This window comes from Pseudomonas fluorescens NCIMB 11764 (genome assembly GCF_000293885.2).
Classification (GTDB): Bacteria; Pseudomonadota; Gammaproteobacteria; order Pseudomonadales; family Pseudomonadaceae; genus Aquipseudomonas; species Aquipseudomonas fluorescens_B.
Map to the genome: position 1 here is coordinate 3,988,640 of NZ_CP010945.1, position 13,128 is coordinate 4,001,767.

A 13,128-nucleotide genomic window follows, 5' to 3' on the forward strand; every position below is an offset into this window, starting at 1 on the left:
CAACTTGGTTTGACCTATTCAGTTTGCGCGTCCACAGACGCGCCAACAGAATCACTGTCGCTCAAGTAGCTGAAGCCAATAAAGATAAAAAGTCAGTTCAGAAGGGACATATAAACTGAGGTCGATGGAACACGTCGGCCTTGTGTGCCCACCCTCTCAGTCTTCATGTACGAGTACCCACGACATCCTGCCTGAATGCCGTAAAACAAGGGCTTGTGAGTGAAGATGGAAGGGCGGATGGCGTTTTATCAAAGGTGCTACAGATGTTTAAGAAAATGAACACGGCCCTGCTGGGGCTGGCTTTGTCGATGGGGATCACGTCCGTTCACGCGGAAGAGGCAAAGAAAGTCGATGTATTGCTCATCGGCGGCGGCATCATGAGCGCGACCCTCGGTGTCTGGCTCAACGAGCTGGAACCTGGCACTTCGATGGAAATGATCGAGCGCCTCGACGGCGTCGCCCTGGAAAGCTCCAACGGCTGGAACAATGCCGGTACCGGTCACTCTGCCCTGGCCGAGTTGAACTACACACCGGAAGACGACAAAGGCAACGTCTCGATCCCGAAAGCCGTTGAAATCAACGAAGCGTTCCAGATTTCCCGTCAGTTCTGGGCCTGGCAGGTTCAGCAAGGCGTGCTGAAGAACCCGCGTTCGTTCATCAACTCCACACCGCACATGAGCTTTGTGTGGGGCGATGACAACATCAAGTTCCTGAAAAAGCGCTACGAAGCCCTGCAAGCGAGCCCGCTGTTCGCCGGCATGCAGTATTCGGAAGACCCGGCGCAGATCGCCAAGTGGGTCCCGCTGATGATGGAAGGGCGCGACCCGAACCAGAAAATCGCGGCCACCTGGTCCCCGATCGGCACCGACGTGAACTTCGGCGAGATCACTCGCCAGTTCGTTGCGCACCTGCAAACGACCCCGAAATTCGACTTGAAACTGTCTAGCGAAGTGCAAGACATCACCAAGAACGAAGACGGCACCTGGCGCGTCAGCTACAAGAACCTGAAAGACGGCACTAAATCCGAAACCGACGCCAAGTTCGTGTTCATCGGCGCGGGCGGCGGTGCCCTGCACCTGCTGCAGAAGTCCGGCATTCCTGAAGCCAAGGAATACGCAGGCTTCCCGGTCGGCGGCTCGTTCCTCGTGACCGAGAACCCGACCATCGCCGAGCAACATCTGGCCAAGGCGTACGGCAAGGCCTCCGTTGGCGCTCCGCCAATGTCGGTTCCGCACCTGGACACCCGTGTCCTGGACGGCAAGCGCGTCATCCTGTTTGGCCCATTCGCGACCTTCAGCACCAAGTTCCTCAAGGAAGGCTCGTACCTGGACCTGCTGACCACGACCACCACGCACAACGTGTGGCCAATGACCAAGGTCGGCATCAAGGAATACCCGCTGGTCGAGTACCTCGCCGGCCAACTGATGCTGTCGGATGAAGACCGCCTCAACGCCCTGAAAGAATACTTCCCGAACGCCAAGGCTGAAGACTGGCGCCTGTGGCAAGCCGGCCAGCGCGTGCAAATCATCAAGCGTGATGAAGCGGCCGGTGGCGTGCTGAAACTGGGCACCGAAATCGTGGCTTCCGCTGACGGCTCCATCGCCGGTCTGCTGGGCGCTTCGCCGGGTGCCTCGACTGCTGCGCCGATCATGCTGACCGTGCTGCAGAAAGTGTTCAAGGACAAGGTGGCTTCGCCTGCCTGGCAGGAAAAGCTGCACCAGATCGTGCCGAGCTACGGCACTCAGCTGAATGGCAGCCCTGAAAAAGTGGCTGAAGAGTGGGCCTACACCGCCAAGGTGTTGCAGCTGACTCCACCGCCTGCAATCGGTCAGGTGGCGGCTCCGGCTGCTGCTCCGGCCGAGGCGCCAAAGGCACCGAAAGCCAACGCTGCGAGCGATATGGCTCTGTAACCAGAGGCGTAATCGAAAAGCCCACTGAACCGATGACGGTCAGTGGGCTTTTTTGTGAACGGGAGTTTCAAACGGAAAGACCGGCATGTCGCTTGCAAACCCTCTACCTTGATCTTTACTAGTACTGAATCTGCGAGCGTTGCCTTACAAAATATGCCTTCAATATCAAGGTTTAAACACGCCTCTTGAAGTTCAGTCATGATCTTTTTCTGATCTGCACAGAAAACCCACAAGGATGACGAAGCAATGAAAGAGAACGTGGCGGCCGTTATCCGAAAACTCATCTCGCCTTCAATGCGGTATGAGATACGGAACGCTGCAAACTGGTGGCAAGACATCCTTGGACGGGCGTGTGTCTGGCGCTGGGAGGTTGCCAGGTTCAGGCTGCAGAAGGACAGCCCTTACGAGATTCTCTATATCGGAAGGAAACAGCAGCGGGAGATGGCCAAGCTGCTCATCGGCGGGAAAAATATCCCTGTGACTGACGGCGAGCCGGTAGCCGCCGCGTCGAATCATGTGGTGGTGGTCAGTGAAGTGCGGACCCCGGGGGCTTTGTCTGTTCCCTTGTACCTGAGTGCTGTCGTTCCGTTGGGGCGATCGATCGAAGACATCACCGCAAAGTACGACAGTGAATTGCGCCGAAACATCCGCAAGAACCGACCGCTCTATCACATGAGGCCGGCGCTGCTGGATGAAGAAATTGCACAGGCCGACAGGGACATGCTGCGGCCTTATGCCCTGGCGAGGCAAGGCATCCACGCTGCGCAATTTCCGACCGAGGAAGTGTTCAGGATAGCCAGGACTGTCGGGCGGCTTGACCTTATCGAGCGGGAGGGCGAGGTGATTGGCTGTCACCTTGGCTGCGTCGTGACGCGTGGCGGAAAACGCTACTGGAGCACGCTGCGCTTCGGATACACCGAGGCGATTTTTTCAGATGCCAAACGGCTGGGCGAAGTCAACGCGATTACCACGTTCATGGCGCTTGAATCGGCGATCAATGAAGGCTTCGATTATTACGACATCGGTCTTTGCGTGGCCCGACCTGATGATGGACTGCTGAGATGGAAAAGAAGGCGCGGCGGTGACGTTGATTCCCTGGGTAACCACGCTTACATGTTTCTGCATCTGCCCAAGACCGGTGTCGCCAGATTCCTGTGGGACACGCCGCTTTTCGCTGCCGAAGGAAAGGAGTTGACCCTTCACCTTGGCTTGCCTGACGGGCCCAGCGATGAAGAAGCCGCCAGCCGCTATCATGAAATGGTATTCGGCGGGCTGCACAAGATTTATCTCTACTGCGCCCAGAATTCGGGCGAACAGTTCCTCGAAACCTTGCGCAGTCGCTACGCTAACTTGCAGACCCCACCCGTTATGGAAAGGATTCCATCCAGCTGAGTATTTTTCAGGACACTCTGTCCTGAAGGGAGGACTTTTCATGGAAAGCGATGTCTCGCCAATCACTGCTTCGCCCGCAGGCAATCGAAGGAAATGGACCCTTGCTGCCTACAGGCACATGGCGAGGAAAAGACTTGCGCGCAAGGCAGAGATCAACCTGAAAAGCCTGGCGGTCAAACGCTGGGACGTTGCGCCGGGTGGCGTATCGTATTCTCCACCCGCTTTCTTCCTGCCCGGTCAAATGGAACGGGTGACGGGATGGGAGGCAAAGCGCTTTTACCCGTTCGAGCATCCCGCGCGCACGATGGAAGGGCTGGGTGAAGTGGTCCAAGGCCCGACACGGGGTTACTTGCTCGAGAATGTCTGGCTGATCGATGGGGCGCTCTACAAGGACAACGCAAGTTTCTGGTTGTCTCTGAAACCTGGCAGGTTTCCGCGCATTGTCGTGGAGAACGAGATCGACCGCGGGGCCGTCTTCTGCACGCAAAATGGAAACACCTGGTTTGGCACGCGGTTGATGGAAGACTTCCCGACCTATCCATTGGCCTGCGACGAGGGCGTCCCGGTGACCACCGCGCCCTCCGCCCGGTTTCCTCTGTCTGCCCAGACCCTCGCGTACGAAGACTGGCTGGGCATGAAGCCCGTCCGCTTGAACGGCGCGTTTTTTCATGAGCTCGTGCTGTTCGACGATTTCAGCAACAACCAAAGCAGGCACCTGCGTTACCGGGCCATGGGTGAAAAACTGCTGTCGCACGTGAGCCACGAGGATCACCCTGGCGTGTTCATTCTTCGCGGTAGCGCCGGTGACTTGCGCCTTTTGCGCAACGAACTCGAGATCGCCGAACATCTGCGCAAGACTCGAGGGTTTCGCGTACTCGATCCTTTGAAAACCGACGTCCCGACCATCGTGGCCACCTGCGCCGGAGCGCGGACCGTGATCGGGGTCGAAGGCAGCCAGCTGGTACATGGCGTCAATGTGCTGCAGAAGGGAGGTTCGTTGCTGACGCTGCAGCCACCGAACCGCTTCGTCAGTTATTTCAAATACCTGACGGATCGTGACCAGCAGAACTTTGGTTTTGTGGTCGGAACGCCTGAGGGCGATGGCTTCAAAATCGATATTGAAGAGGTGGAGCGCACACTCGACCTGTTTCCTTCATGACGGCTGCCATGGCCTGCTGATCCGTATTTTTTTACCCGATCTGCCACTTTCGTAACGATGGGGGCAGATCTACAGTCGAGGACGCCTCTTCAGGGAACCTCTGGTCATGTACAGCCTGCTTGCTCGCCCGGGCACCGCTCGCCACTTCCACGACCGTGTCTACGCCGGCGACATCCTGCTTGCCGCGGATTTACCGGCAATGAACGCGCTGGTCGGGTTCACCCGTGCATTCGTCGAAGACGCGCTGCATCCCTGGCTGCCACAACATATCCATCGCCACTTGAACCACGAACAGCAGACAGTTCTGTTCGCCAAATGCCAGAACGAATTCGCTCGCTCGGCCGAGATCCAGCGTCTATGGCGCGCCGTCATCGAACAGCTCGGGTTGACCCCGGATTCTCTGGCGTGTGATCGATTGCACCTGCGTTTCCAGCCCCATCGGGAACCCGAGCAGCTCACCCCACGCGCCCGCACCACGGCCACCATCGCCTTCCACCGCGACACATGGGGCTCGAACCTGTACGCGCAGACCAACTGGTGGGCGCCGGTTTATCCGGTCACGGCCGGGCGGACGTTCGCGTTATACCCCGGCCTGTGGCAACGGCCGCTGCTCAACTCGAGTGTCACCTTCGATATGCGCGCCATTCTGCAGCGCTCCCATCAGGATGGGCGCAATGCGGTGGACGCCGACGAGGCCATCCCGCACCTGCTGGAGGCGATTGATTCGGAGGAGGGGATTGCCGTCGAGATCGAGCCGGGCAGCCTCATCGCCTTTTCCGGGGCTCATGCCCATGCCGGCGTCGGCAACAGCACCGGCCTGACGCGGATCTCGTTCGAGACACGCTCGGTGCTGATCGCCGACGTGATGGCCGGGTTGGGCGCCCCCAACATCGACGGTTACGCGCCGTGGCAGACGCCGGGGTTGTTTCGCCGGATGAGCGATGGGAAACGCCTGAGCGAAATTCTTGGCTGCGGGGTGATCGAGCGCTATTCGCGGCCAGCTTGAAAAAGCGTTGCGAATGGGGCTAGATCCATCCCACTTGCCGCCTCGCCAGGATCTGTTTATGCCGCTGAGTTTTCACAAGATGCACGCCAATGGCGATGACTTCGTGATTGTCGACGCACGAAACTCCGCCAACCCAGTGACCAGCGCCATCGCTCGGCGAATGGGCGATCGCAACCGAGGCATCGGATTCAATCAGCTCGCGGTGCTACTCGATTGCGATGACGCCGCCGCACGCCTGGAGTTCTGGAACGCCGATGGCTCGCCGCTGGATGTGTGCGGCAGCGCAACCCGCGGTGCCGCGGACAGGCTGATGCGTGAAGCCAATTCCACCTCGATAGCGCTCCGCACCAACCGTGGATTGCTGAGCTGTGAACGAACCTCCACCGGCGCCATTTCGGTCAGCATGGGAGTGCCGCTTTTTACCTGGTCGGATGTTCCTTTGGCTCAGGAAATGGACACGCTCGTGCTGCCTCTGGAAGGTGGCCCGACCGCATGCAGCATGGGCAATCCGCATTGCACTTTTTTTGTGGATGATCTGACGGCGATTGATATCGCGGCAATTGGCCCCGTCATCGAAACCGATCCGTTGTTTCCACTCAAAACGAACGTGCATTTCGTTCAGATCATTGACCGCCAACACATTCGATTGCGCATCTGGGAGCGCGGGGGCGGGATTCCGCTTGGTTCGGGTTCTTGCTGTTGTGGGGCTGTTGTTAATGGGATTCGTCGGGGCTTGTTGGATGAATCCGTTGAGGTTGAGTGTGATGGCGGGACTGTAATTGTTCAATGGGATGGCGCGGGGGCGGTGTTGCTCGTTGGGCCGGTGGAGGCGAGTTTTTCGGGCACAATTGCGGACGGCTTATTGAAAATTTGATTACTGCTTTTTCGTGATAACCAGAGGAGCTCCCCGTTGGGCCTCGAAGCAGACCTGAATGGAATAATTCATTCAACGTCATACATTAGGTCCAAGGCTTTGATCCACTCATCCGTTGCTTCAAATCTTGCGTAATACGCGAGTCTTTCTAAGTCACTCAGTTCAGTGAAAAAGGGATGGAAATAGTTGTCGTTGTAGTAAGCCTGGGCGGAGTTAGTTCCAGGGGGGAGCAGAAAACTATTACGGGGTAATGAAGCTTTAGCGAAAACTGATTTCAGTTCTGGTACTGAATATCCGACAAACTGCTCTTCTGGCTCTTGCTTTAGGAAGGTCTTGATACGACTGAAAATGTTCATTATCGGCCTCAGTCCTGAAGAAATTCGGTGAGCCAACTAGCTCCAAAATAACCAGCGGTACCGAATTTAATCCCTCCAACCGCACCACTGACGACTGCTCCAGGACCTGTTTCAATGCCAACCGCGGCGATTTTTGGCAATTAAGTGAGGGTTGTCTGGAGAGGCATAAATTCATCTCACCAGAAAGCCATCTTTACCGATCTCATCGACGACAACAAACATGTGAATGTTGGCAGGCATTGGGTAGCCAGAGACATTGCTCACCGAGCCGGCTTGTTGATTTGTCGGAATTTTGCAGGAGAACTCAGTCATGCGTCACCCCACTTTTCCAGTGCCGCCACGCCGGTCGTAATCTCCAGTGTTTCCTGTTTTTTTGTTGCAATACGTGGCGTATGCCCTGATTCGTCGGAAAATCCGGTGTCAACCTGACCGGCCTCATCCCTGATGTAATAGGGCACAAAAGCGAGAGGCTGACCGTCGCTTCCGATAATACGGAATTGTTCATTGAACGGTTGCAACCATAGCGGCATTGGCCACCAGCGCAATCATCCGGGTTTGCAGGCTCAGGCCCGACTCGGCTGGAGTACGTGAATCGGGTGTGGCGGGTGACTTCACCGAGGTGATCCTTTTCGAGGCGCTTCAAACAAAGCGCTGCGCCATGAGTTTTTACCATCCGGCGTCCCTTCACAGAAGACGATCCCTCAGAAAATAAGGTCTGGGTGACCCCGCTCAAACCACAGTCTGTGAACGCCCACCCCACGTTTTGCACCTTGAAGGCACACCCCGTCGGCCTAGGATGACCACAGCGGTTGCACCCAGGCGTCGGCCCGCAAACCCGGGCTTACTCCCAGGCGCTCCCGATAACAAGAAAGACACATCTTGACCGGACTGGAGAGAATCTGATGAAACCCCTGATTGGACTTATGCTCGGCGATGTAACCGGCATTGGCCCTGAGTTGGTCGTCAAGCTGTTGTCGACACCTGAGGCACGTGAGCGGGCGGATGTGGTGATCATTGGTGACGAGCGGGTGCTCGAACTGGGCATGCGCGATGCTGATCGGCGCATTCCCTACCGGAAAATCACCCACCTGAGCGAGGCCGACCACACCCAGGCGGCCGTGCCGCTGATCGATCTGCACAACGTTGACCCGGCCTTGTATGAACGTGGTGTGGTCAACGCAGAATCGGGTCGGCTGACCGGCGAAACCCTGAAGATCATGACCGACATGGCCCTGGCCGGTGAGCTGGACGGCATCTGCTTCGCGCCGCTGAACAAGGCTGGCCTGCATCGCGGTGGCTGGCATTATCACGACGAGCACCAGATGTTTGCAGCCTGGACCGAACACGTCGGTTACTTCGGTGAGGTCAACATCATCCCGCAGTTCTCGACCTTCCGCGTGACCTCCCATGTGGCCCTGCGCAAGGCCGTCGACATGGTGCAGCCGGATCGCATCGAAGGCGCATTGCAACTGGCCCACGACACCTTGCGCGCACTGGGCAACGACGCCCCGCGAATCGGTGTCGCCGCGCTCAATCCCCATGGCGGCGAGAACGGTCTGTTCGGTGACGAAGAGATCACGATCATTCGCCCGACCCTTGAAGCCTTGCGTTTGAAAGGCCTGGTCTGCGAAGGGCCGTTTCCTTCCGACACGGTATTCATCAAGGCGCGCAACGGCGATTTTGACGCGGTGGTGATCATGTATCACGACCAGGGCCAGATCGCGACCAAGCTGCTGGGCTTTTCGTCCGGCGTGACCCTGACCGGTGGCCTCAAGACCGTCTATGCCACCCCGGCCCATGGCGTGGCGTACGACATCGTCGGCAAAGGCATCGCCGACGTCGGTGCCATGGCTGCTGCGTTCCGCGTGGCCAGCGATAACGCTGCCGCGCGCAAGCTCAAACGCTGAGCCCTCCACGAACAACAAGAGCAGGGCGTAACGCCCAGGCCAGGCATACCCATAGAGGCTGAGACCATGTTCGAGAATTTCACCAAAACCATCACCAAAACCAGCGGCGCTGACATCGTTACTGTCGTGGGTGGCGAAGGCCCGCCCTTGCTGCTGATGCACGGCAACCCGTTCAATCACCTGTCCTGGCACAAGATCGCACCACGCCTGGCCAGGGACTTCACCGTGGTCTGCACCGACTTGCGCGGCTATGGCGACAGCTCCAAACCGGAGGGCGGCGGTGATCATTCGGCGTATTCGTTCCGTGCCATGGCCCAGGATCAGGTCGAAGTCATGCAGTCGCTGGGCTTCGAGCAGTTCTATGCCGCCGGCCATGACCGAGGTGCGCGGGTGCTGCATCGCATGTGCCTGGACCACGGCGACAAGGTGTTGAAAGCGGGTTTCGTCGACATGCTGCCGCAGCATTACTTGCTCAACAACGTCACGCGTCAGTGGGGCAAATTCTCCTGGCACTGGTTCTTCATGACCCAGGACGCGCCGACGCCGGAGCGCATGATGAACGCCGATCCGGAGTTCTTCATCCTGCGCAAACTGTCGAAGACCGACCAGGGCACCAGCTTCTTCGGGCCCGAAGCACTGGCCGATTACATCCGCTGCATCAAGAACCCGGCCACCACCCACGCCATGTGCGAAGACTATCGCGCCACGTTCGGCATCGACCTGGACATGGACACCGCTGACTTCGACGCCGGCCGGCGTATCGATAACCCGGCGCTGATCCTCTGGGGCGAGAAGGGCGGTGTTGGCCGCAACCACAACGCCGCGCAAATCTGGAGCCGCTACGCCACCAACATTGTGCAGACCGCCACGGTGCCTTCGGGGCACTACTTGCAGGAAGAGTGCCCGGACGAGACCTACGAGGTGCTCAGCGGCTTCTTCAAGTAACGCCATGACAGGCGGTCCGGGATGACCGCCTGCCCACTACAACTATAAAAAAAGGTGGAAAAAAATGATTCCGACTACGCTTGCGCAAAAACGCAGGGCAACGCTGACCTTCGTGTTGCTGTGCGTCATGGCCTTCATCATGTACGTGGACCGCACCAACCTCGCGGTCGCCGCACCGACGATCAGTAAAGAGCTGGGTTTCAGCAACACTAATCTGGGCATGATGTTTTCCGCGTTTGCCATCGCCTACAGCTGCTTCATGATTCCCGGCGGCTGGTTCAGCGACCGGATCGGTTCGCGCAAGGCGATGTTGCTCTACGGCATTATCTGGTCGGTCGCGACCATTGCCACGGGCCTGGTCAGCGGTCTGGTGGTGCTGGTGATTGCCCGTTTCGTGGTCGGCATCGGCGAAGCGCCGATCTACCCGACCGCGGCGCGCATGATCGCTCGCGCCATCCCCGTCACTCAGCGCGGCACGGCCCAGGGCATGATGCATGCGTCCGGACGCCTGGCCAACGCACTGGCACCGTTGATCGTGACGTTCATGATCATCCAGTTTTCCTGGCGCATGACCTTTGTCATCCTCGGCGTGGTGACACTGATCTACATGTTCGTGATGTATTTCAGCCTCAGCGAGTCGAAGAAACTGGTCGAGGCCACGGCCGCTGCACCGGTGGCGCCTGTGGTCGCCGCTCCGGTCAACTGGCCGCAGATGCTGCGCAGGGTCTGGCCGGCGGCCGCCACCTGTTTTTGCCACGGCTGGGTGTTGTGGTTCTTCCTCAACTGGATTCCGTCGTTCTTCACCCAGCGCTACGGCATGGACCTGACCCACACCGCCATGTTTTCGACCTTCGTGCTGCTCGGCGGAACGGTCGGCACCGCGGTCGGCGGCATGCTCTCGGACTGGCGTTTCAAGGTCACCGGCAACCGCCTGCGCTCACGTCGCGACCTGATCATCTTCGGCTTCCTGGCCTCGATCATTGGCCTGATTCCGCTGATGTTCACCCACGACCTGATGATCTGCGCCTGCGGCCTGAGCTTCTCGTTCTTCTGCTCGGAACTGGCCGACTCGCCGCTCTGGGTGATTGGCACCGAGGTGTCCCACGCCCACTCCGCGACTTCCAGCGCCTGCACCTTCACCGGCATGGCCTTGGCCGGTGCGGTGTCGCCGGTGGTGATCGGCTGGTTGCTGGACATCACCGGCAATAACTGGTCAGTGGCATTCGGCGCGTCGATCGCCGTGGTGCTGATGGGGCCGATATTGGCCATGTTCATCAAGCTGGACGACGAGCCGGCGCCGGAGCCCGTTTCATTGGTGCATTCGAGCGCGCCTGCGACCCAGAGCTGAAGTCCGGGCGTTTTCGGATGGTTATCTTTAATGGAGATAACCCTGATCGAATTAATTCGCTTCTTAAGATATCTGCGCCTGCGTAGGGTTTACCTGTCTTGAGAGCGACTTTCCATTCGATCAAAGCGGAACGCCATTGCACGTGAATTATTCCGATCGTAACCAGAAGTACTGGCGCCGAAACCTGGCAGTGTGTGTTTTCGGCTCGTTCACTACGCTGGTCAGCCTGAGCATGTTGTTGCCCTTCTTGCCGCTGTACGTCCAGCAACTGGGCGTTACGGCGCAGGCTGACGTGGTGCAATGGTCGGCGGTGGCCTTCGGCGCGACGTTCCTGGGGACCGCTGTGACGGCCCCGATCTGGGGGCGCCTGGCTGACCGCTATGGCCGCAAACCCATGCTGGTCAGAGCGGCCATCGGCATGGCCGTTGTGATGTCGCTGATCGGGCTGGCGCACAACGTGACCGAACTGGTCGCACTGCGCCTCTTCGCTGGCCTCATCGGTGGCTACGCGTCCGCCTCGATTGTCATGATCGGCTCCCAGGTTCCACGGGAACGGGCCGGTTGGGCCTTGGGGGTTTTGTCCACGGGCGCCTTGTCCGGCAACCTGATCGGGCCGTTGGTGGGCGGTTTCCTGCCGGAGTTCGTGGGTATCCGCGGCACGTTTTTCGTCGGTGGCGGGATGATCGCGGTCGCTGCCTTTGCGACCATCCTGCTGGTGCGCGAGGACTTCGATCGTGTGGCGGATGCGAGACAGCGGGGCAAGAAAAACCAGCCTGAGGAGACGGGTTCGAAATGGCCGGTCATCGGCGCACTGCTCGTGACCGCAATGATGGTGCTCCTGGCCAATATGTCGATCGAGCCGATCATCACCGTCTACATCGGCGACCTCGGCGTGCCGTTGGATCGTCAGGCCCGTGTCGCGGGTTTTGTCATGGCCGCTTCAGCGCTGGGCAGTATTTTGACCGCCGCCAAGCTGGGGGCGCTGGCAGACCGGGTCGGCAGCTGGAACGTGATCATCGGCTGTCTGCTGTTGACGGGGATGGTCATGGTGCCCCAGGCCTTCGTCACGCAATGGTGGCAACTGGCGGTTTTGCGCGGTGTCATGGGGATGACCCTTGCAGGCCTGCTGCCGGCGATTGCCAAGCTGATCCGGCATTCGGTCGAAGAGCACAACACCGGGAAAATCCTCGGTTATCTGCAATCGGCGCAGTTTTCCGGGCAGGTGATCGGGCCACTGATCGGTGGGCAGATTGGCGCTCACTTCGGCTTGCATCATGTGTTCCTGGTGACGGCCGCGCTGTTACTGATATGTGCCGGAATGAACGGCTGGATCAGCTATCGCTACATGGGCTCGAGCGCCGGCACCCCGTCCAGTCGGGCGCTGTCCAGAAAGGTCGATAGCGCGCTGGAAAAATAGCCATCGATGCGCCGGACAAATACCGTCTCTACGTCGGCGATATCCGGTGTCAGCTTATGCACGTTGACCAACCCGTCGCGCAACGCACTGGCGACAACGCCTCTGGGTAACAATGTGACGCCGACGCCGGCGGAAACGCAGGCAACGATGGCTTCGATCGATCCGAACTCAAGTGGCTCGGGCGCCGGGACGCCCAACCGGGTCAGCAGGGAATCCAGGCGTTGGCGATAGGAACAACCGATTCGAAAGACGACGGTCTTCAGGTTGTCGACGGAGGCGACTTCGTCCAGGCGATTGATCGCGGTAGACGTTACTAAAACCAGCTCTTCGCGGAAGGCTGGTTCACTCAGTAACTCCGGGTGATTGACCGGTCCCACCACAAACGCGCCTTCGAGCTTACAGTCGATGACCCCCTGGATCAGGCTGCACGTGGTGCCGGTGCGAATCAGCGGGCGAACGTCAGGGTAGGCCTTGGCGAACCTGGCGATCAGTCGTGGCAGACGCAGCGCCAGCGTCGTCTCCAGCGTACCGATCTCGAATACGCCCCTTGGGTGTCCATCGTCGCGCGCGGCGCTGGAGGCATCGAAGAGCAGCTTCGACAGGCGCGCGGCGAAGGGCAGGATCCGCCGCCCGGCCGGCGTGATCTGGACACCTCGGGCGCTGCGTTGAAACAGCGCCACCCCCAGCTCCTCTTCCAGCGCTCGAATCCTTGCCGACACGTTCGACTGCACGGTATTCAGTTCGCTGGCCGCCTTGTTCATGCTGCCGTGCCGCGCGACCGCGTCAACCACCTTGAGGTCCGTCATATCCATCA

At 59.0% G+C, this 13,128-nt stretch carries 13 protein-coding genes; 9 read left to right on the forward strand and 4 right to left on the reverse strand.

Annotated features, from left to right (window positions below):
- Positions 1-263: 263 nt before the first annotated feature.
- From mqo to dapF, 5 genes are all read left to right on the forward strand, one after another.
- Positions 264-1,910: a malate dehydrogenase (quinone) gene (gene mqo / locus B723_RS18425; protein WP_017338120.1), complete on the forward strand. Its 1,647-nt coding sequence runs from the start codon at positions 264-266 to the stop codon at positions 1,908-1,910.
- A 246-nt stretch (positions 1,911-2,156) separates the two neighbouring features.
- Positions 2,157-3,302 (forward strand): hypothetical protein, encoded by a 1,146-nt coding sequence (locus tag B723_RS18430; RefSeq protein ID WP_017338121.1) that lies wholly within the window; start codon positions 2,157-2,159, stop codon positions 3,300-3,302.
- Between the two features lie 40 nt (positions 3,303-3,342).
- The gene (locus B723_RS18435) at positions 3,343-4,461 is read left to right on the forward strand and encodes a glycosyltransferase 61 family protein (protein ID WP_031318756.1); all 1,119 of its coding nucleotides are present in this window, start codon (positions 3,343-3,345) and stop codon (positions 4,459-4,461) included.
- Positions 4,462-4,567: 106 nt separating this feature from the next.
- Positions 4,568-5,467 (forward strand): hypothetical protein, encoded by a 900-nt coding sequence (locus tag B723_RS18440; RefSeq protein ID WP_017338123.1) that lies wholly within the window; start codon positions 4,568-4,570, stop codon positions 5,465-5,467.
- A gap of 58 nt (positions 5,468-5,525) precedes the next feature.
- Entirely contained in the window at positions 5,526-6,341 is an 816-nt protein-coding gene (gene dapF, locus B723_RS18445) for a diaminopimelate epimerase (RefSeq protein WP_017338124.1), read from the forward strand.
- A 68-nt stretch (positions 6,342-6,409) separates the two neighbouring features.
- Here the strand turns inward: dapF and B723_RS18450 are convergent, their stop codons facing one another.
- From B723_RS18450 to B723_RS18455, 3 genes are all read right to left on the reverse strand, one after another.
- The gene (locus B723_RS18450) at positions 6,410-6,697 is read right to left on the reverse strand and encodes a hypothetical protein (RefSeq protein WP_017338125.1); all 288 of its coding nucleotides are present in this window, start codon (positions 6,695-6,697) and stop codon (positions 6,410-6,412) included.
- 171 nt (positions 6,698-6,868) lie between these two features.
- Positions 6,869-7,009, reverse strand: coding sequence for a hypothetical protein (locus B723_RS33355; RefSeq protein ID WP_017338126.1), 141 nt, complete (start codon positions 7,007-7,009; stop codon positions 6,869-6,871).
- Entirely contained in the window at positions 7,006-7,227 is a 222-nt protein-coding gene (locus B723_RS18455; RefSeq protein WP_017338127.1) for a hypothetical protein, read from the reverse strand. The genes B723_RS33355 and B723_RS18455 overlap by 4 nt, the downstream gene beginning before the upstream one ends.
- Positions 7,228-7,599: 372 nt before the next feature.
- Here B723_RS18455 and B723_RS18460 point away from each other — a divergent pair, with 372 nt between their 5' ends.
- The 4 genes from B723_RS18460 (at position 7,600) to B723_RS18475 (ending at position 12,314) form a co-directional block, all read left to right on the forward strand.
- Complete coding sequence (locus B723_RS18460; protein WP_017338128.1) at positions 7,600-8,604, forward strand: PdxA family dehydrogenase; 1,005 nt, start codon at positions 7,600-7,602, stop codon at positions 8,602-8,604.
- A gap of 66 nt (positions 8,605-8,670) precedes the next feature.
- Entirely contained in the window at positions 8,671-9,549 is an 879-nt protein-coding gene (locus B723_RS18465; RefSeq protein WP_017338129.1) for an alpha/beta fold hydrolase, read from the forward strand.
- A gap of 64 nt (positions 9,550-9,613) precedes the next feature.
- Positions 9,614-10,897 carry an MFS transporter gene (locus tag B723_RS18470; protein WP_017338130.1) on the forward strand — a complete coding sequence of 428 codons (1,284 nt, stop codon included), beginning with the start codon at positions 9,614-9,616 and terminating at the stop codon, positions 10,895-10,897.
- 142 nt (positions 10,898-11,039) lie between these two features.
- On the forward strand, positions 11,040-12,314 hold the full coding sequence (locus B723_RS18475; protein ID WP_050558273.1) for an MFS transporter: 1,275 nt from the start codon (positions 11,040-11,042) through the stop codon (positions 12,312-12,314).
- Here the strand turns inward: B723_RS18475 and B723_RS18480 are convergent.
- On the reverse strand, positions 12,239-13,126 hold the full coding sequence (locus B723_RS18480; protein ID WP_017338132.1) for a LysR family transcriptional regulator: 888 nt from the start codon (positions 13,124-13,126) through the stop codon (positions 12,239-12,241). The two genes, B723_RS18475 and B723_RS18480, sit on opposite strands and share 76 nt — an antisense overlap.
- Positions 13,127-13,128: the final 2 nt, after the last annotated feature.

Coding starts and splice junctions, on each gene's coding strand:
- mqo (WP_017338120.1), top strand. CDS start 264: ATGTTTAAGAAAATGAACACGGCCCTGCTGGGGCTGGCTTTGTCGATG.
- B723_RS18430 (WP_017338121.1), top strand. CDS start 2,157: ATGAAAGAGAACGTGGCGGCCGTTATCCGAAAACTCATCTCGCCTTCA.
- B723_RS18435 (WP_031318756.1), top strand. CDS start 3,343: ATGGAAAGCGATGTCTCGCCAATCACTGCTTCGCCCGCAGGCAATCGA.
- B723_RS18440 (WP_017338123.1), top strand. CDS start 4,568: ATGTACAGCCTGCTTGCTCGCCCGGGCACCGCTCGCCACTTCCACGAC.
- dapF (WP_017338124.1), top strand. CDS start 5,526: ATGCCGCTGAGTTTTCACAAGATGCACGCCAATGGCGATGACTTCGTG.
- B723_RS18450 (WP_017338125.1), bottom strand. CDS start 6,697: ATGAACATTTTCAGTCGTATCAAGACCTTCCTAAAGCAAGAGCCAGAA.
- B723_RS33355 (WP_017338126.1), bottom strand. CDS start 7,009: ATGACTGAGTTCTCCTGCAAAATTCCGACAAATCAACAAGCCGGCTCG.
- B723_RS18455 (WP_017338127.1), bottom strand. CDS start 7,227: ATGCCGCTATGGTTGCAACCGTTCAATGAACAATTCCGTATTATCGGA.
- B723_RS18460 (WP_017338128.1), top strand. CDS start 7,600: ATGAAACCCCTGATTGGACTTATGCTCGGCGATGTAACCGGCATTGGC.
- B723_RS18465 (WP_017338129.1), top strand. CDS start 8,671: ATGTTCGAGAATTTCACCAAAACCATCACCAAAACCAGCGGCGCTGAC.
- B723_RS18470 (WP_017338130.1), top strand. CDS start 9,614: ATGATTCCGACTACGCTTGCGCAAAAACGCAGGGCAACGCTGACCTTC.
- B723_RS18480 (WP_017338132.1), bottom strand. CDS start 13,126: ATGGATATGACGGACCTCAAGGTGGTTGACGCGGTCGCGCGGCACGGC.